Raw genomic sequence first — 17,251 nt, forward strand, 5'->3', positions numbered from 1 at the left:
GTCACCCACCCACCTTCTCGATCGAGAAGTCCCCGCCCGGGAAGACCATGGTCTCGTGGCCGTCGTCGAAACGGACGAGGTACGGCGGCTCGCCGTTGGCTCCTCTGACTTCGATGATTTCCCCGTGCCGGTCCTTCGATTCCACGGTCCGGCCACGGATGACGATCCGATCCCCTTGCACTGCGTTCACGGCGGATCACCTCCTCCCCCGAAGGGTACGGAGCACTCCCGGGGCGAGGAAGGGCCGAGAGACCCTTCTGCAGCTGAAGGCCCCTTGCGTCGCCGGGCGGGGCCGGATAGGAGTGGTAGATGGAGAGCGAACACAAGCCCGGCCCGTCCGAGTTCTGGGACGAGTTCTATGCAGAGCGGCAGCGGGTCTGGAGCGGGAAGCCCAACGGCGCCCTCGTGCGCGAGGTGGGCTCCGTGGCACCGGGCAGGGCGATCGACCTCGGCTGCGGCGAGGGCGCCGACGCGATCTGGCTCGCCGAACGGGGGTGGACCGTCACCGCCGTCGACGTCTCCGCCGTCGCGCTGGGGCGCGCCGCCGAGCACGCGGAGGAGGCCGGCGTCGCCGACCGCATCACCTTCCTCGCCCGCGACCTCGCCGGCTGGGAGCCCGAGGGGACCTACGACCTCGTGACGGCCTCGTTCCTCCACTCCCCCGTCGAGTTCCCCCGCGAGCGCGTGCTCCTCGCCGCGACGCGTGCGGTCGCGCCGGGAGGCCTGCTCTTCGTGGTGGGCCACACGGCGTTCCCGCCGTGGTCGCGCCACCCCCACGACGAGCACATGCCGTCCGCGGACGAGCTCGCCGCCTCGCTGGGCCTGCGCGCCGATGCGTGGGAGGTCGAGACGAGCACGTCCGAGGGGCGCGAGGCGACCGGTCCCGAAGGACAGAAGGCCGTGCTGACCGACGCGATCCTCAGGGCGCGGCGCCGCCCCGCCGATTAACGAGCATGTCCGTGCTGATTTAGGCTCGAGGGCACGATCCTTCTCGACCCCGAGGTGAATGGCGCATGGCTGTGGCAACGGCCGTCCTGGTGGCGGCGGCGTTCGTGTGGCTGGGCATGGTCCTGGCAATCTCTTTCATCGAGGCACCGCTGAAGTTCCGGGCCCCCGGCATCACGATCGAGCTCGGCGTGGGGATCGGCCGGCTCGTGTTCAGGGCGCTCAACGTCGTCGAGTGCGTGCTCGCCGCAGCAGTGCTCCTCGCGCTGGCCCTCGGCGGGGCTGCGTCGTCGGCACCGAGGTGGGCGCTCGGCGTCGTCCTCGCCGTGATCATCGCGCTCGACGTCGCGTGGCTGCGTCCGCGGATGGACCGCCGCGTGACCGGCGGGAACCTGAGCGAGAGCATGCCCCGGCACACGTTGCACTTCACGTACGTGGGCCTCGAGCTCCTCAAGGTCGCGGGCCTGGTCTGGCTCGGCGTCCTGGGGCTGGCCGGCTGATCCGGCGGGCGGGCTGAACCGCGCGCTCAGCCCTCCAGCAGCTGCCGGCCCACGATCAGGCGCATGATCTCGTTGGAGCCCTCGAGGATCTGGTGCACGCGCAGGTCCCGCGCGATCTTCTCGATGCCGTACTCGTGGAGGTACCCGTACCCGCCGTGCAGCTGGATGGCCTGATCGGCCACGCGGTACCCGGCGTCGGTGCACACCCGCTTGGCGGTGGCGCACAGGCGCAGCGCCTCCGAGGCGCCCCGGTCCAGCGCGTCGGCCGCGACCCGCAGGAGCGCGCGGGCGGCGTCGAGCTCCATCGCCATGTCCGCCACGGCGAACCGTAGCGCCTCCATGTCCGCCAGCCGCTCGCCGAAGGCCCGTCGCTCCTTGAGGTATGCGACGGTCTTCTCGAGCGCCGCCTGGCCGCCGCCGAGCGAGCAGGCGGCGATGTTGAGGCGGCCGCCGTTGAGGCCCTTCATCGCGATGCCGAAGCCCTGCCCGTCGGCGCCGAGGCGCGCGGACTCCGGCATGCGGACATTGCGGAGCACCACCTGGGCGGTGGGCTGGGCGTTCCAGCCCATCTTCTTCTCGTTCGCGCCGAAGGAGAGGCCTGGGGCGCCGGCGGGGACGAGGAAGGCCGTGATGCCGGCATGCCCGCTGTCCGCGGTGCGGGCCATGACGAGGTAGAGGGCCGAGTAGCCGGCGCCGGAGATGAACTGCTTGACGCCGTTGAGCACGTAGTCCTCGCCGTCACGGACGGCCTTGGTGGTGAGCGCGCCGGCGTCGGAGCCGGCGCCGGGCTCGGTGAGGCAGTAGCTGCTCAGGCCCTCCATCGTCGCGAGCTGCGGGAGCCACTGCGCCTTCTGCTCCTCGGAGCCGAACGTGTCCACCATCCAGACCACCATGTTGTGGATGGAGATGTAGGCCGCCACCGTGGGATCGGCCTTGGCGAGCTCCTCGAAGATCAGCACGGCATCCGAGCGCGTCAGCGCCGAGCCCCCGTGCTCCTCGCCGATGTAGATCCCGCCCAGGCCGAGCTCGCCCGCCTCGCGCAGCACGTCCACGGGGAAATGCTTCTGGGCGTCCCACGCGAGCGCGTGCGGGGCGAGCCTGTCCGCCGCGAAGTCCCGGACCGTGTCGACGAGGGCCCGCTGGTCCTCCGTGAGTTCGAACATGTGCCCATCATGGCCGCGCGGGCCGGGGAAAGCACGGGTTGCGCGCGACCGAGGCCGTCGGCCGGCCCCGCAGACCCGCAGACCCGCGGCGCTACCCGGCGCTGGCCGCCGCGAGGGCGGCCTCCACCCCGGCCGGGGAGAGGACGTGCTGGGAGACGAGCTGGCTCGCGCCCATGACGGCGGCACGCTCGCCCGCGCGGGAGAGCACGATCCGCAGGTTGGTGGTCGCGAGCGGGGGCGAGCGGTGGTACACGACCTCGCGGACCCCCGCCATGACGTGCTCCCCCGCGGCCGCGACTGAGCCTCCGATGACGATCACGCTGGGGTTGAGCAGGTTCACGCACGTGGCGAGCACCTCGCCGATGTCGCGGCCGGCCTGCCGCAGCCCCTGGATCGCGGCCAGGTTGCCGTGCGAGGCGAGGCCGACGACGTCGGCGCCGGTGGCCGCCTCGATGCCCTGGGCGGCGAGCGAGCGGGCGACGGCGGCTCCCGACGCGAGCGCCTCGAGGCACCCGACGTTGCCGCAGCGGCAGACGACGTCGGCGCCGCGCGCGACGCGCACGTGGCCGATGTCGCCGGCCGTGCCGTCCGCCCCGCGCTGGAGCTGGCCGCTCGAGATGATCCCGGACCCGATGCCGGTGGCGACCTTGATGAAGAGCAGGTCGTCCACGCCGGGCCAGAACGCGGCCCGCTCGCCGAGGGCCATGATATTCACGTCGTTGTCGACGAGCACCGGCACGGGCAGCGAGCGCTGGACGAACCCGACCACGTCGAACCCGTCCCAGCCCGGCATGATGGGCGGCTTCACGGGCCGCCCGGTCGCGTGCTCGACCGGCCCCGGCAGGCCGATCCCGACGCCGGCGAGCAGCGACTGCGGCCGCTTGCTGTCGGCCAGGAGCTTCCGGGCGGAGTCGACCACGTAGCCGAGCACAGCCTCGGGGCCCTGGGCGACGGGCATCTGGGCGCGCCGCTCGGCCAGCACCTCGCCGTTGAGGTCGGTGAGGGCCACGCGCACGTGGCTCGCGCCGACGTCGACCGCGAGGACGGTGCGCGCCTGCGGGTGGAACGCGAAGCGCGACGGCGGGCGGCCGCCGCTCGAGAGGGCCTCGCCGACGGACACGACGAGGCCGGAGTTCAGCAGGAGGTCCACCTTGCCCGCCACGGTGGACCGGGCGAGGCCCGTGGTCATGGCGAGCTCGGCGCGGGTCCACGGCCGGCCGTCGCGCAGCAGCTGGAAGAGGTCGCCGGCGCGGCCGAGGCCCCCGCCGGCCTCGGGGGCCGCGGGCTGGGCGCTGGGGGGCGACGTCATGCCTCAGTGATAGCACGCACCCTTCTGGATGTCACTCGCACGAAAGGGCGTCGAGGACCACCAGACTTTTGCTTGACGCCCGTCATAAGTACCCCTAGGCTCCGGGTGAGGCAGATCACACCGACTGGCCCGCCGATCCCGAGGAGCTCCAGATGCCACAGCACGCCGCGGCCGCCGGTGCCCCCGCCATTGGCGTCGGCTTCCTCGGCGCGGGACCGGTCACCCAGGCCATCCACCTCCCGAGCCTGGCCCGGCTGGACGAGACGTTCCGCGTCGCCCATGTCATGGACGTGGACTCCGCGGTGGCCTCGACCGTCGCCGCCCGCGTCGGGGCCAGCCACTCGGCCTCGATGGAGTCGCTCCTCGACGATCCGGCCGTGGACGTGGTCGCGATCTGCAGCCCGCACCAGTTCCACGCCGCCCAGGTCATCGCCGCCTGCCGCGCGGGCAAGAAGGCCGTGCTGTGCGAGAAGCCGTTCGCCGTCTCCGCGGACGAGGCGGCAGAGATCGCCGCCGTCTCCGCAGAGACCGGCGTCCCGATCCTCGTCGGCGCGATGCACACCTTCGACCCGGGCTGGCTCGCCGCCGAGGAGCTCGCGGGCGGCCTGCTCCGGAGCGCGCACACGCTGCGGTCCTCGATCGTGCTGCCTCCGAACGCGCGGTTCGAGGACTTCGCCACCGAGGTGATCGCCCGCCCCGCCGCCCCGGAACGGGACCTCGAGGACCCCGCCGTCGTCGCCGCGGTGCTCGAGGGCGGCATCCTGGGCCTCGCCATCCACGACCTGCCGCTCGTGCGCCGCTTCGTGCCGGACTTCGCGGACCTCGAGGTCCTGCGCGCCGAGGCCGTGCGGCCGTTCGGCTACGTGGTCCTCGTGCGCGCCGGCGGCCGCACCATCGAGCTCACCGCCCAGATCTCGTCCGGTGCGACGGCCGCCTGGAAGCCGGACTGGACCTTCGAGGCCGTCGGCCCCGACTCCGCACTCACCATCACGTTCACGCCCTCCTACGTCCAGGCCGGCTCCGCCGTCGCCGAGCTCACGGCCGGGGCCCGAACCCAGGCCGCCGGGCCCTTCGGGCACAACGGCTACGAGGGCGAGTGGCGGCGGATCGCCGGGATCGTCGGCGGCACCGAGCGCGCGCCCGCGGCCTCCCAGCTCATCGACGACCTCCGCTTCGCCGTCGCGATCGTCGACGGCGCCCGCGCCCGCGTCCTGGAGGCCGCCGCATGAGCTCGCTCCCCCGCTTCACGGTCGCCACCGCCTCGGCGCCCGGCCTCGCCGAGATCGCCGCGTCCCTGCCGCTCTCGCTCGCCCCGGCCGAGGGGGCGCCGCAGATCGCCGCCGTGGACGGCTCGCCCGGGTGGGCCCGGCGCGCCGGCGAGACGCTCGCCGCCGGTGCCCTCGCCGTCGTCCTCGGCCCGCCCGCAACGCACGACGACGGCGGGCGGCTCCCCGACGAGGCCGCCGGCCGGACGGTGATCGCCTGGGACTACGCCTCGAATCCGGGGGTGCTCGCCGCGGCCGAGGCGGCCGCCGCGCTGCGCGGGCGGGCGGTGCTGGCCGAGTGCCGAGTGACCGTGCCGCGAGCAGACCTCGTCGACGCGGCCCTCCTCGACGCGCTCACGGCCTGCGGGCGGGTCTTCGGCGCGTCAGGCCCTGTCGAGGCGCTGCACTCCGGTCCCGCCGGGCTGCACTGCGCCGGACACCTCTCCGGGGGCGCTCCGCTCTCGCTCACCCTCGTGGTCACCGCCGCGGGCCCCGCAGGGCTGTCCCTGCGCCTCCTGACCGACGACGGCGGGCTGACGGCCCGGGTGCCGTCCGCGGCCACGGCAGCCCCCGCCGAGGTCAGGGTCGTGGGCCCCGACGGCGAGCGGCTCCTGCCGACCCTCTGGGAGACGTCCCGCCGCGCCAGCTGGCGGCGGGCCATCGCGATCGCCGCCGGGGGCCCAGCCTCCGGGGACGTCGCGGAGTTCCACCGTACCGCGTCGCTCGCCCCGCCTCCCGCGGGCGGCGGCTCCTCCGCCTGACCCCTCTGTGAACACCCTCCTTTCCAGCACCTCGACGACGAAGGGCACACCATCATGACCGCATCCCGTACTACGTTCTCCCGCAGGGGCTTCCTCGGCCTCGCCGCCGCGGCCGCGGCCGTACCCGCGCTCGCCGCATGCGGCGGCGGATCCGCCTCCGGCGGAAGCAACGGGGACATCAAGTTCTGGGACATGCCATGGGGCACCACGGCCTACACCGACGCGGCGAAGAAGCTCGTCGAGGGCTACCAACCGGCCTCCGGCAACCTCAAGGCGACCTACCAGACCATCCAGTGGAACAACTTCTACCAGACGTTCTCCTCGGCGATCGCCTCGAAGACGGGCCCCGCCGTCTCGTCCGGCGGCGGCTTCCAGGCCTTCCAGTTCGACCAGCAGGGCCAGATCGCGCACGCCGACGGCGTGATCGACGCGATGAAGAAGAACGGGATGTACGACGACCTGCTGCCCGGCGTCCTCGACCCCTTCAAGTCCGCCAACGGGTACGTCGCGGTCCCCTGGCAGCTGGACATGCGGGTCTTCTGGTACCGGAAGTCGCTCTTCGACCAGGCGGGCGTTGCCCTGCCGAAGGACTGGGCCACGCTGCTCGAGGCGGGCAAGGCGCTCAAGAAGATCGGGGCCTTCGGCTTCATGACCGGAGCCGGCGCCGGCAACAACTACGGCAACCACTCGATGATCATGATGATGGTCAACAACGGCGGCGGCGTGTGGACCAAGGACGGCCAGCTCGACCTCATGAACGACCGCAACGTCGAGGCCGTCGAATTCCTCCTCGAGCTGCGCTCCAACGGCATCATCGACCCCGCCTGCCTGGGCTACACCACGGACAACATGTCGGCGCAGTGGAAGGACAAGAAGGCCGGGTTCGGGCTCTTCCAGGTAGGCGTGCCCCAGCGCGTGGGCGACACCTCGGGGGACATCATGGTCGCCGACCCGATCGCCGGCCCGCACGGGGACAAGGCCACGCTCGTCTTCCCGAACAACCTCATGATGTACAAGAACACCCCGTCCCAGGCGTCCTCGGAGGCCTTCCTCGTCAACTACCTCGGCCAGCTCAAGGAGCTCTGGAAGCAGAAGCTCATGAACTCGCTGCCGGTCTTCAAGTCGATCACCCAGATCCCCGAGTTCGCCAACGATCCGAACAACGTCAAGATCGTCAAGGACTGGCAGCCCATCGCCAAGACGTTCGCCGCGCAGGGTTCCGCCCTCAACGCCAACCTCGCCGCACTGGACGGCGGACAGGCGCTGAACCAGTTCACGCAGACCGTGCTCACCGGCCAGACGGACGCCAAGACGGCGCTGCAGACGTTCCAGACCAGCCTCCAGTCGGTCATCAAGTCCTGACCGGGGTGCCCACCATGACAACGACAGCCGGCATCGCCCGGGCCCGCAAGGGCCTGGGCCCGGGCGGCCCCGGCCGCGCCGCAGAGCCCAACCGCAGGAGCAGGCTCAGCACCCAGGCGAAGCGGACCTTCTTCTGGCTCCTCCTCCCCTCGGTCATCCTGCTCGTCCTCATCCACGGCTACCCCCTCGTGTACGCCGCGATCCAGGCAACGCACAACGGGTCCCTCATCGAGACCGGGCAGTTCGTCGGGCTCGAGAATTTCGCGGCCGTGCTGAACTCGCCGAAGTTCTGGAAGGCCGCCGAGTTCACCCTGGTCTTCACCGTGGTCGGCGTGTTCGGCTCGTGGCTCGTGGGCATGGGCCTGGCCCTGCTCCTGCGGACCCGCATCCCGGCGGGCGGCACGTTCAAGGTCCTGCTCCTGCTGCCCTGGGTCGTGCCGATCGTCGTCTCCTCGACGGCGTGGAACTGGCTCGTGGCGACTCCCACGAGCCCGATCCCCACGATCTTCCGTGCGCTCGGGCTCGGCGCGCCCTACTTCCTCGCCGACCCGACGCTGGCCGCCATCATGGTGTGCCTGTTCAAGGTCTGGGTCAGCTTCCCGTTCATGATGATGATGACGAGCTCCGCCCTGGCCTCCGTGGACGGCACCGTCTACGAGGCTGCGAGCATGGACGGGGCCACCCGCTGGCAGCAGTTCACCGGCATCACCCTGCCGCTGATCGCCCGCTCCACGTACATCTCGTGGATCCTCATGACGATCTTCTGCGTCAACGACTTCCCCACGATCTACCTCCTCACAGGCGGCGGACCTGTCGACGCGACCACCTCGCTCGTGGTGCTGGCCTACCGCACGGTGTTCCAGGACTTCCAGACCGGCACCGGCGTGGCCATCGCCTTCCTCATGACCATGACCCTCGTGGTGGTCTCAGCCCTCCTCTACCGCCAGATCCGAAAGTCGAGCGTCGAATGAGCACCGTCCTGCACACGCACACGGCCCCCGCCGGCGGCCGGCCGGACTCCGGGGCCGGCGCGCGGCCCTCCGGGAAGCGCCGCACCGTTTCCGAGGCCGACCTGCGCGGGCGCTGGTGGCGCTTCGCGCTCATCCTGGCGATCACCGCCGTGGTCCTCATCCCGATCCTGGTCGTCCTGGTCCTCGCGTTCAGCCCGTCGTCGACGAGCACGTCCACCGGGCCCACGCTCGAGAACTTCACGAACGTGTTCGAGGAGACCCTGGCCTCGACCTGGCTCAAGAACAGCCTGGTCGTGACCCTCTCGACCGTCCTCGTCTCCGTCGCGGTCGCCGCCCCGGCCGGGTACGTGCTCTCCCGCGGACGCAGCCGCGCCGTGGCCGGGTACTCGCTGCTGCTGTTCGTCATGCAGTCGCTGCCGATCATCACCTCGGTGGTCCCGCTGTTCATCCTGTTCGCGACGATGGGCCTCGTCGACAACCTCCTGGGCCTGACGATCGTCTACGTCGCCTCCACGATGACCGTGGCGACCTGGATGATGGCCGCCTACTTCGACTCGATCCCCGCCAGCCTCGAGGAGGCCTCGTGGATCGACGGGTGCTCGGTCTTCGGCTCGTTCCGGAAGATCGTGCTGCGCAACAGCCTCCCCGGCGTGCTCTCGACCGCGATCTTCGCCTTCCTCCTGGCCTGGAACGACTACCTCGTGGCGATCGTGTTCCTGCGCTCGAACGAGATCTTCACCCTCCCCATGGGCGTGCAGTCGTTCTTCCAGCAGAACCAGACCGACTGGGGCGGCGTCATGGCCCTCGCCGTGGTCATGATGCTCCCGCCGATCATCGTCTTCGCCGCGCTGAACAAGTACTTCAGCGTGGGCGGCATCGGCGGCTCGCTCGCCGGCCGCTGACACCCCCGTCCGCCTCAGCACTCCCCTGCCCCCGACCTCCGAGAGGACACTGTCCCCATGACGTACTCCGTGCAGCTCTACTCCGTCCGCGACGCGGTCGACGCCGACCTGCCGGGCACCATCGCCCGGCTCGCCGAGATCGGCTACACCCAGGTGGAGCCCTACAACTTCGCCGCCCGCGCCGACGAGCTCGCCGCCGCGTTCGCCGAGCACGGCATCACGGCCCCCACGGCCCACGCGCCCCTCCTGTCCGCGGACCAGGACGAGATCTTCGCCGCCGCCCAGCGGCTCGGCATCGGCACCGTGATCGACCCGTACCTCCCCGCCGAGCACTGGCAGGACGAGGAGACAATCCGCGACACGGCGGCCCGGCTCAACGCCGCGGCGAAGAAGGGCGCCGAGCACGGCATCCGCGTGGGCTACCACAACCACGACTGGGAGGTCTCGGCCAGAATCGGGGGCACCACGGCGCTGGAGTTCTTCGCCGGCCTCCTCGACCCCGAGCTCGTCCTCGAGGTCGACACCTACTGGGCCGCCGTGGGCGGCGAGGACCCGGCCGCGCTCCTGGGGCGCCTCGGCGACCGCGTCGTCGCGATCCACCTCAAGGACGGCCCGGTGGACCACGACAAGAAGGCCCAGCTGCCGGCGGGCCAGGGCAAGGTGGACATCTGGGGCGTGATCGCCGCCGCGAAGAGCCTCGAGGTCGGCGTCGTCGAGTTCGACGACTACGCCGGAGACATCTTCGAGGGCGTCGCGGCGTCCCTGCGCTACCTCGAGGCCGGCGCGCCCGCCGCCTCGTCGGACGCTGTTGCCGAGGCGAACTCGGGAGCCGCGAAGTGAGCCGCGGGCCGGTCGGCGTCGCGGTCATCGGCGCGGGCGTCATCTCGAAGCAGTACCTGGACAACCTCACCGCCTTCCCCGATGTGAAGGTCCACGTCATCGCCGACCTCTTCCCCGAGGCGGCCAGGGCCCGGGCCGAGGAGTACGGGATCGCGGAGCACGGCGCCCCCGAGCTCGCGCTGGACCACCCGGACGTGGAGATCATCGTCAACCTCACGATCCCGGCCGCGCACGTCGAGGTCGCCACCGCCGCCGTCCGGGCCGGCAAGCACGTGTGGACGGAGAAGCCCTTCTCCCTCGACCGCGAGAGCGGCCTTGCGCTGCTGAAGGAGGCGGACGACGCCGGGCTGCGGCTCGGGTGCGCGCCCGACACCTTCCTGGGGGCGGGCCTGCAGACCGCCCGGCGCGTGATCGAGCGTGGCGACATCGGCGTCCCCCTCACGGCCCAGACGGTCTTCCAGACCCCGGGCCCGGAGTCCTGGCACCCCAACCCGGCCTTCCTGTTCCAGCCGGGCGCCGGCCCGCTGTTCGACATGGGCCCGTACTACCTCACGGCCCTGATCCAGACGTTCGGCAGCGTCCGCCGGGTCGCCGCCGTGGGCAGCAAGGCCAAGGCGACCCGCGTCATCGGCTCGGGCCCGAAGGCCGGCGAGGAGTTCGCCGTCGAGGTCCCCACGCACGTGAGCGCGCTCGCCCAGTTCGAATCGGGTGCCTCGTCCCACAGCATCTTCAGCTTCCAGTCGCCCCGGACCCACATGGGCTTCGTCGAGATCACCGGGACCGAGGCAACCCTGTCGCTGCCGGACCCGAACTACTTCGACGGCGAACTGCAGATCTGCCGCGTCGGCGAGACGGACTGGACCGCCATCCCCACCACAGGCCCAGCCAACGGCCGCGGGATGGGCGTGCTGGACATGGCCCGCTCGATCCGGGCCGGTGAGGCCCACCGGGCCACCGGGCAGCTGGCCTACCACGTGCTCGACACGATGGTCTCGATCTCCGAATCGATCGACTCCGGCGAGTTCATCCCGGTGGCGAGCAGCGCGCCGTCGTCCGCTCCCCTGCCCGAGGACTGGGCGCCCACCGAGGCGACCCTCGACGGGGTCCGCGCATGAGCCCCGGGACCGCTCCCGCGGCCGGGCAGCCCCTGGGCGTCGCGGCGATCGGGTACGCGTTCATGGGCCGCGCGCACTCGCACGCGTGGCGCAACGTGGGCGCGTTCTTCGACGTGCCGGCCATCGAGCAGAAGGTCCTCGTGGGCCGCCATGCCCAGGACGTGGCCGAGGCCGCCGCGAAGCACGGGTGGGCCGAGTCCGCAACGGACTGGCGCGAGGTGATCGCCCGGGATGACGTGCACATCGTGGACATCTGCGCCCCCGGCTGGCTGCACGCCGAGATCGCCGTCGCCGCGCTCGAGGCGGGCAAGCACGTGCTCGTGGAGAAGCCGCTCGCCAACACCCTCGCCGAGGCGGAGCGGATGGCCGAGGCCGCCCGGGCGGCCCGGGAGCGCGGCATCCAGTCGATGGTCGGCTTCACCTACCGGCGCGTCCCGGCGCTCGCGTACGCGAAGCAGCTCATCGCGGCCGGGCGGCTCGGCACCGTCCGGGAGGTCCGCGCCTCCTACCTGCAGGACTGGCTCGCCGACGAGGAGGCGCCCATGACGTGGCGGCTGCGGAAGGAGACGGCAGGCTCCGGAGCGCTCGGGGACATCGCCTCCCACGCGGTCGACCAGGTGCAGTACCTCCTCGACGACACCGTCACGGAGGCCTCCGGCCGGCTGCACCGGTTCGTGCCCCGCCGGCCCGGCCCGGACGGGCCCGAGGACGTGACGGTCGACGACGCCGCCTGGGCCACGCTGTCCCTCGCCTCCGGGGCGGTCGTCTCGGTCGAGGTCTCCCGCGTCGCGACCGGGCGGAAGAACTCCCTGCGGATCGAGGTCTACGGCTCCGACGGCGCGCTCGCGTTCGACCTCGAGCGGCCCGGTGAGCTCGAGTTCCTCGACGCCACCGCGCCGGCCGAAGAACAGGGCTTCCGCCGGATCGTCGTGACCGAGCCCGGCCACCCCTACATGGACGCCTGGTGGCCGCAGGGCCACATGATCGGCTGGGAGCACGCCTTCACCCACCAGGCGCGCGACTTCCTCCTCGCGATCCGGGACGGGACCGCCCCGTCGCCCTCGTTCGAGGACGGCCTGCAGGTCCAGCGCGTCCTCGCCGCCATCGAGGAGTCCGCCGCCGCCAAGTCCGCCACAGTCCACGTCGGCTGAGCGAAGCCGAAACCCCGAGGAGACCCCATGCCCCGCCCGTTCACCCTGTTCACCGGCCAGTGGGCCGACCTGAAGCTCGAGGAGGTCGCCGAGCTCGCCGCCGGGTGGGGCTACGACGGCCTCGAGATCGCCGTCTCCGGCGAGCACCTCGACGCCTCCCGCTGGGACGATCAGGCCTACATCGACGAGCGCCTGGGCATCCTCGCCCGCCACGGCCTGGGCCTGTACGCGATCTCGAACCACCTCAAGGGCCAGGCCGTGTGCGACGACCCGATCGACTTCCGCCACCAGGGGATTGTCGGCTCGGCGGTGTGGGGCGACGGCGACCCCGAGGGCGTCCGGCGCCGCGCCGCCGAGGACCTCAAGGACACCGCCCGCCTGGCCAAGGCGCTCGGGGTCAAGACCGTGGTCGGGTTCACCGGCTCGAGCATCTGGCAGTACGTGGCCATGTTCCCGCCCGTCCCCGCGGCCGTGATCGACGCCGGCTACCAGGACTTCGCCGACCGGTGGAACCCCATCCTGGACGTCTTCGACGAGTGCGGGGTCCGGTTCGCCCACGAGGTCCACCCCTCCGAGATCGCGTACGACTACGTCTCCACCCAGCGTGCGCTCGAGGCCATCGGCCACCGGCCCGCGTTCGGGCTGAACTGGGACCCCTCCCACATGATGTGGCAGGGCCTGGACCCGGTCGCGTTCATCACCGACTTCCCCGACCGGATCTACCACGTGGACTGCAAGGACACCCGGATGCGCATGGGCAACGGCCGCGCCGGCATCCTCTCCTCCCACCTGCCCTGGGGCGACCCCCGCCGCGGCTGGGACTTCGTCTCCGCCGGCCGCGGCGACGTCCCCTGGGAGGACTGCTTCCGCGCCCTGACCGCGATCGGCTACGACGGGCCCATCAGCATCGAATGGGAGGACGCCGGCATGGACCGCCTCGTCGGCGCCCCCGAAGCCCTCGCAGCCCTCAAGCGCTTCGACTTCGCCCCCGCCACCGCCTCCTTCGACGCCGCCTTCAGCAACCAGACCTGACCCTCCCCAACGACGCGCAGGAGGGGCGGGCCGTTAGCCTCTGACATTTTTGGTGACACATCGACCTAAAATGAAGGTATGCCCCGCATCCAGGCCGAGTCGAACGCAGCCCAGCGAGCGCTCACGCAGCGCCGGATCCTCGACGCGTTCGGCGAGCTCCTGTTCACCCGCGGGCTGCCCGGGCTGACCATGACCGACGTGGCCCGGCAGGCCGGGGTCGGCCGGACCGCCGTGTACAACTACTACGCGGACATGGAGGAACTGCTGATCGGCTACGCCCTCGATGAGACGGGCCGGTTCCTCGGCGACCTCAAGGCGAAGCTGTCGGGGCTCGAGAATCCCATCGACCGTCTCGCGGTGTACATCCGCGCGCAGGTCGAGGACCTCTCCCGCCGCCACCTGCCACCCGGGCCGGCGATGCGGGCGGTGCTCTCGCCGTCGTCCTTCGCCAAGCTCGGCGACCACGTCGGCGAGCTCAACGCGCTCTTGACCCAGATCCTCCGCGACGCGATGGCGCAGGGCTACCTTCCCGAGGCCGACGTGGACGAGCTCGTGGGGCTCGTCCACGGCTCGCTGACCGCGAGCGCCGACCGCGGCCGTGGCGAGGACGAGGCGCACGACGACGACGCGGACCGCCGCACCGAGGCCACCGTCCGCTTCATCCAGCTCGGGGTGGGCGCCCGGTTCGACCGCCAGGGCAGGCCCCTGCGCCGCTGAGCCGTTTGGGCCCGGCAGCGCTCAGCCGTGGGCGCCCGGAGTCCCGGTCGGCAGGGTGCACAGGATGGGCCCGGGCGTCTGGTCGACCAGCTTGGGATCGGCCAGGCCCTTGAAGGACGGCCCGAGGACGAGGTCCACGCTCGCGTCGGCCCTGCCGTCGCGGACATAGATGCTTCCCGGCACGTTGCGCTGGAGCGTGAAGGCGGCCGCCTCGCCCGCAAAGCCGCCGCGCACGACCGCGCCGGCGCTGACGGAGAGCCGCTCGTTGCCCACGTTCTTCACGGCGAAGGAACGCGCCTTGAGCTCGCCGGCGATCTGGGTGGCGAGGCCTTCCTTTCCTGCCGCGTTGAGCACATTGACCGTGACCTTCGCGGTCGGCAGGTAGTCGTAGTTTCCGGCCGGGCAGGTGGCCACGGTGGGCTGGCTGGCCGGCTGCGGGAGGGTGAGGCGCCCGGAGAGGACCGCCCAGGCCATCCCGGCCCCGGCGACCACGATGCCCACAAGGAGGGTGATGGCGATGCCGTGGCGGATCCTGCGCCAGATGCGGCTGGTCCGCTGTCTCGGGTCAGGCTCCTCCTCGAACTGGGTGCGCAGCTCGTTGCCGCTCACCACGTGGTGTCCGTGGTACTGGCTCAGGTCCTCGGGTTTGCGGGACACGGTGGCCTCACGCGTCAAGGTCCAGGATGCGGGCGTGGATGGCGGTGCGCTGGTGCAGCGCCGTGCGGACCGCCCGGTGGAGTCCGTCCTCGAGGTACAGCACGCCCTTGTACTGCACCACGTGCGGGAACAGGTCGCCGAAGAACGTCGAGTCCTCCGCGAGCAGCGCCTCGAGGTCGAGCGTGCGCTTGGTCGTCACGAGCTCGTCGAGGCGCACGGGGCGGGGCGGGAGGGCGGCCCAGTCCTTCGGCGTGTTGTAGCCATGGTCCGGGTAGGGGCGCCCCTCGCCCACCGCTTTGAAAATCACGGCTCCAGCCTAGGCGCGCGGGGATCGGGGCGGCAGCGCGCCGGAGCGCCCCGGAGGGCATTGTGGCCAAACGGTTATCGCGTGCCCCGGGCCGCCCCGATGGGAGAATGGGGCCATGGAGACCGCACCGCCCTTTGCCCTGCTGCTCGACGTGGACGGCCCGATCGCGAGCCCCGTGACGCGCGACGTGAAGCCCGAGATCATCGCCCTCCTGAACGAACTCGGGGCGGCCGGGATCCCGATCGTCTTCAACACGGGCCGCTCGGACGCGTTCATCCGCGAGCAGGTGATGGACCCCATGGTCGCCGCCGGGATGCCCGAGGACCTCATGGTGCACGCCGTGTGCGAGAAGGGCGCCACCTGGTTCTCGTTCACCGCCCGCGGCGCGGGCACGGTCCACGTGGACCACGGACTGGCGGTGCCCTCCGCGTTCGCCGCCGACGTCCGCGGGCTCGTCGCCGCGAGCTACAGCGACCACATGTTCTTCGACGAGACGAAGCGGGCCATGGTCTCCGTCGAGCAGCGCGTGGACGTCTCCAACGCCGACTACCGGGCGGAACAGGAACGCTTCGACGCCGACGCGATGGGCCTCATGGCGCGCCACGGCCTGGGCGCGACCCGCCTTGACCACCACGTGCCCGGAAGCGACGACTCGGTCGACTACCGGGTGGACCCCACGATCATCTCGACCGACATCGAGTCCGTGCGCCTCGGCAAGGACCTCGGCGCCGCCCGCGCCTGCGAGCGCCTGCGCCGCGACGGAATCGTGCCAGGGGCCTGGTACACGATGGGCGATTCGCGCACCGACTATGCGATGGCGGACTGGCTGCACCACAACGACCACACCGTGGCCCACGTCGATGTCCGCCCAGCGGACGGCGTCCCGGAGAAGCCCTACGAGATCCTCACCTCCGCCGACCTGGGCCTGGGCCCGGAGGTGATCCACGACGACGCCGGCCTCGCCTTCCTGGCGCGGTGGCGGGACGCGCTGGCCCTCGCCGACTGACCCCGCGAGGTCACCCCGCAGGACGGCGAAGTCACCCCACAGGAAGGCGAAGTCACCCCACAGGACGGCGAAGTCACCCCGGAGGGCGCCGCTCGCCGTCGGCCGTCATCCCTCCCCACCGGCGCGCAGTCGCTGGCGCGCTGTGGCGAGCCACTCCGTCACCGGGATGTGCCCGGTGGCGCGGGCGAGCCCGAAGCTCGGCATGCCGCTGTAGACGGCCTCGATGCCCGAGGCCGGGACCTGGTAGGTCTCGTGCCACACGCCGACGTCCCCCGTCCCGGCCACCGTGCGCATGAAGTCGCGCCACGGGGCGAGGTGCGGGGCGTCGCGATCGGCGGCGAAGCGTTGGAGGTGTTCGGGACTCTCCCAGTAGCTCACGATGACGGTGGTCCGGCCGAGCCACTGGTGGAAGCCCAGCATCCCGGCCTCAGGGTGGGCGGCAAGGTGTGCGAGCATGCGGGGCATCGCGGACGCCACGCGCAGTACCGTGCCCGTCTTCCACCACCGGTTGGCCCTCATGCCGATGAGGAAGAGGGTGACGGGACGTCCCGGCAGCGCCGTGTACCGCCCGGGGAAGACTTCCTGCGCCATGGCCGTTGCTCCTCGCTTCGGATTGCGGACCAGTGTTTCGTAACACTGTTTTGAAACAACGTTACGGTTAGGCTTGGGACATGGCAAGACCCACGCTGCACGACGCCGCGCTCCGCGAACGGCTCCTGGAAGTCACTGCGGACCTCGTGGACCGGGAAGGCCCGGCCAGGGTGTCGCTGCGTCAGGTGGCCGCCGGGGCCGACACCTCCACCACGGCGGTCTACTCGCTGTTCGGCGGGAAGGGGAAGCTGCTGGCCGCCGTCATGGACAGCGGCTTCGCGTCCTTCGGGGCCTCCCAGCGCGCGGCCGCCGGAGGTGGCCTCGAGGCACTGGGGCTCGCGTACAGGGACTGGGCGCTCGCGCACCCGGCCCTGTACCGGCTCATGTTCGGCGGAGCGCTGGCCATCCCCGCCGACTGCTCACCGGATGCGGAAGCGGCGGGCAACTCGATGGCTCCGCTGCGCGAGGCCATCGCGGACGGACAGGCCTCGGGCACCCTGCGGCAGGCACCGCTCGAGGTCATCGCGGTCTCGATCTGGGGCCAGGTGCACGGGCTGGTGAGCCTCGAGCTCGCTCAGGTCGGCCCGCCCGGGGCGGACTGGGAGTCCGCATACCGCGCCGCACTCCAGGCCGTGGCCCGGGCCTGGGCGGCCTGAG

The 17,251-nt window shown here is 71.7% G+C and carries 20 protein-coding genes; 14 read left to right on the forward strand and 6 right to left on the reverse strand.

Going from position 1 to position 17,251, the window contains the following annotated elements:
* Position 1: 1 nt before the first annotated feature.
* On the reverse strand, positions 2–190 hold the full coding sequence (locus J2W21_RS01365; RefSeq protein WP_307112712.1) for a DUF1918 domain-containing protein: 189 nt from the start codon (positions 188–190) through the stop codon (positions 2–4).
* A gap of 119 nt (positions 191–309) precedes the next feature.
* On the opposite strand from J2W21_RS01365, the gene J2W21_RS01370 reads away from it, so the two are divergent.
* Both J2W21_RS01370 and J2W21_RS01375 read left to right on the forward strand, forming a co-directional pair.
* A complete protein-coding gene (locus J2W21_RS01370) occupies positions 310–948 on the forward strand; it encodes an SAM-dependent methyltransferase (protein WP_307112713.1) in 639 nt (212 codons plus the stop codon).
* A gap of 65 nt (positions 949–1,013) precedes the next feature.
* Positions 1,014–1,445 (forward strand): hypothetical protein, encoded by a 432-nt coding sequence (locus J2W21_RS01375; RefSeq protein WP_307112714.1) that lies wholly within the window; start codon positions 1,014–1,016, stop codon positions 1,443–1,445.
* A gap of 26 nt (positions 1,446–1,471) precedes the next feature.
* Here the strand turns inward: J2W21_RS01375 and J2W21_RS01380 are convergent, their stop codons facing one another.
* Together J2W21_RS01380 and J2W21_RS01385 are read right to left on the reverse strand one after the other, a co-directional pair.
* A complete protein-coding gene (locus J2W21_RS01380) occupies positions 1,472–2,608 on the reverse strand; it encodes an acyl-CoA dehydrogenase family protein (protein WP_307112715.1) in 1,137 nt (378 codons plus the stop codon).
* 91 nt (positions 2,609–2,699) lie between these two features.
* Positions 2,700–3,917: an ROK family transcriptional regulator gene (locus J2W21_RS01385; protein WP_307112716.1), complete on the reverse strand. Its 1,218-nt coding sequence runs from the start codon at positions 3,915–3,917 to the stop codon at positions 2,700–2,702.
* A 152-nt stretch (positions 3,918–4,069) separates the two neighbouring features.
* Between J2W21_RS01385 and J2W21_RS01390 the strand changes: the two genes are divergently transcribed.
* From J2W21_RS01390 to J2W21_RS01435, 10 genes are all read left to right on the forward strand, one after another.
* Positions 4,070–5,146 (forward strand): Gfo/Idh/MocA family protein, encoded by a 1,077-nt coding sequence (locus J2W21_RS01390; protein WP_307112717.1) that lies wholly within the window; start codon positions 4,070–4,072, stop codon positions 5,144–5,146.
* Positions 5,143–5,943: a hypothetical protein gene (locus tag J2W21_RS01395; protein ID WP_307112718.1), complete on the forward strand. Its 801-nt coding sequence runs from the start codon at positions 5,143–5,145 to the stop codon at positions 5,941–5,943. The genes J2W21_RS01390 and J2W21_RS01395 overlap by 4 nt, the downstream gene beginning before the upstream one ends.
* A 54-nt stretch (positions 5,944–5,997) precedes the next feature.
* The gene (locus J2W21_RS01400; protein ID WP_307112719.1) at positions 5,998–7,305 is read left to right on the forward strand and encodes an ABC transporter substrate-binding protein; all 1,308 of its coding nucleotides are present in this window, start codon (positions 5,998–6,000) and stop codon (positions 7,303–7,305) included.
* Between the two features lie 14 nt (positions 7,306–7,319).
* Positions 7,320–8,276 (forward strand): carbohydrate ABC transporter permease, encoded by a 957-nt coding sequence (locus tag J2W21_RS01405; RefSeq protein WP_307112720.1) that lies wholly within the window; start codon positions 7,320–7,322, stop codon positions 8,274–8,276.
* The gene (locus J2W21_RS01410; RefSeq protein WP_307112721.1) at positions 8,273–9,178 is read left to right on the forward strand and encodes a carbohydrate ABC transporter permease; all 906 of its coding nucleotides are present in this window, start codon (positions 8,273–8,275) and stop codon (positions 9,176–9,178) included. The genes J2W21_RS01405 and J2W21_RS01410 overlap by 4 nt, the downstream gene beginning before the upstream one ends.
* A gap of 57 nt (positions 9,179–9,235) precedes the next feature.
* Positions 9,236–10,018 (forward strand): sugar phosphate isomerase/epimerase family protein, encoded by a 783-nt coding sequence (locus J2W21_RS01415; RefSeq protein ID WP_307112722.1) that lies wholly within the window; start codon positions 9,236–9,238, stop codon positions 10,016–10,018.
* Complete coding sequence (locus J2W21_RS01420; protein WP_307112723.1) at positions 10,015–11,133, forward strand: Gfo/Idh/MocA family protein; 1,119 nt, start codon at positions 10,015–10,017, stop codon at positions 11,131–11,133. The genes J2W21_RS01415 and J2W21_RS01420 overlap by 4 nt, the downstream gene beginning before the upstream one ends.
* Positions 11,130–12,284 (forward strand): Gfo/Idh/MocA family protein, encoded by a 1,155-nt coding sequence (locus J2W21_RS01425; RefSeq protein ID WP_307112724.1) that lies wholly within the window; start codon positions 11,130–11,132, stop codon positions 12,282–12,284. The genes J2W21_RS01420 and J2W21_RS01425 overlap by 4 nt, the downstream gene beginning before the upstream one ends.
* Before the next feature lie 27 nt (positions 12,285–12,311).
* Positions 12,312–13,316 carry a sugar phosphate isomerase/epimerase family protein gene (locus tag J2W21_RS01430; protein ID WP_307112725.1) on the forward strand — a complete coding sequence of 335 codons (1,005 nt, stop codon included), beginning with the start codon at positions 12,312–12,314 and terminating at the stop codon, positions 13,314–13,316.
* Between the two features lie 78 nt (positions 13,317–13,394).
* On the forward strand, positions 13,395–14,033 hold the full coding sequence (locus J2W21_RS01435) for a TetR/AcrR family transcriptional regulator (protein WP_307112726.1): 639 nt from the start codon (positions 13,395–13,397) through the stop codon (positions 14,031–14,033).
* Between the two features lie 21 nt (positions 14,034–14,054).
* Here the strand turns inward: J2W21_RS01435 and J2W21_RS01440 are convergent, their stop codons facing one another.
* Both J2W21_RS01440 and J2W21_RS01445 read right to left on the reverse strand, forming a co-directional pair.
* The gene (locus tag J2W21_RS01440; protein WP_307112727.1) at positions 14,055–14,690 is read right to left on the reverse strand and encodes a LytR C-terminal domain-containing protein; all 636 of its coding nucleotides are present in this window, start codon (positions 14,688–14,690) and stop codon (positions 14,055–14,057) included.
* 7 nt (positions 14,691–14,697) lie between these two features.
* On the reverse strand, positions 14,698–14,997 hold the full coding sequence (locus J2W21_RS01445; protein ID WP_307008132.1) for a type II toxin-antitoxin system VapB family antitoxin: 300 nt from the start codon (positions 14,995–14,997) through the stop codon (positions 14,698–14,700).
* 115 nt (positions 14,998–15,112) lie between these two features.
* On the opposite strand from J2W21_RS01445, the gene J2W21_RS01450 reads away from it, so the two are divergent.
* Positions 15,113–16,003: a hypothetical protein gene (locus tag J2W21_RS01450; RefSeq protein WP_307112728.1), complete on the forward strand. Its 891-nt coding sequence runs from the start codon at positions 15,113–15,115 to the stop codon at positions 16,001–16,003.
* A gap of 105 nt (positions 16,004–16,108) precedes the next feature.
* Here J2W21_RS01450 and J2W21_RS01455 read toward each other — a convergent pair whose 3' ends face one another.
* Positions 16,109–16,594, reverse strand: coding sequence for a DUF4188 domain-containing protein (locus J2W21_RS01455; protein ID WP_307112729.1), 486 nt, complete (start codon positions 16,592–16,594; stop codon positions 16,109–16,111).
* Positions 16,595–16,674: 80 nt separating this feature from the next.
* Between J2W21_RS01455 and J2W21_RS01460 the strand changes: the two genes are divergently transcribed.
* Positions 16,675–17,250 (forward strand): TetR/AcrR family transcriptional regulator, encoded by a 576-nt coding sequence (locus J2W21_RS01460; protein ID WP_307112730.1) that lies wholly within the window; start codon positions 16,675–16,677, stop codon positions 17,248–17,250.
* The last annotated feature ends 1 nt before the right edge of the window (position 17,251 follow it).

Origin of the sequence: Sinomonas atrocyanea (genome assembly GCF_030811715.1) — a bacterium.
GTDB lineage: Bacteria > Actinomycetota > Actinomycetes > Actinomycetales > Micrococcaceae > Sinomonas > Sinomonas atrocyanea_A.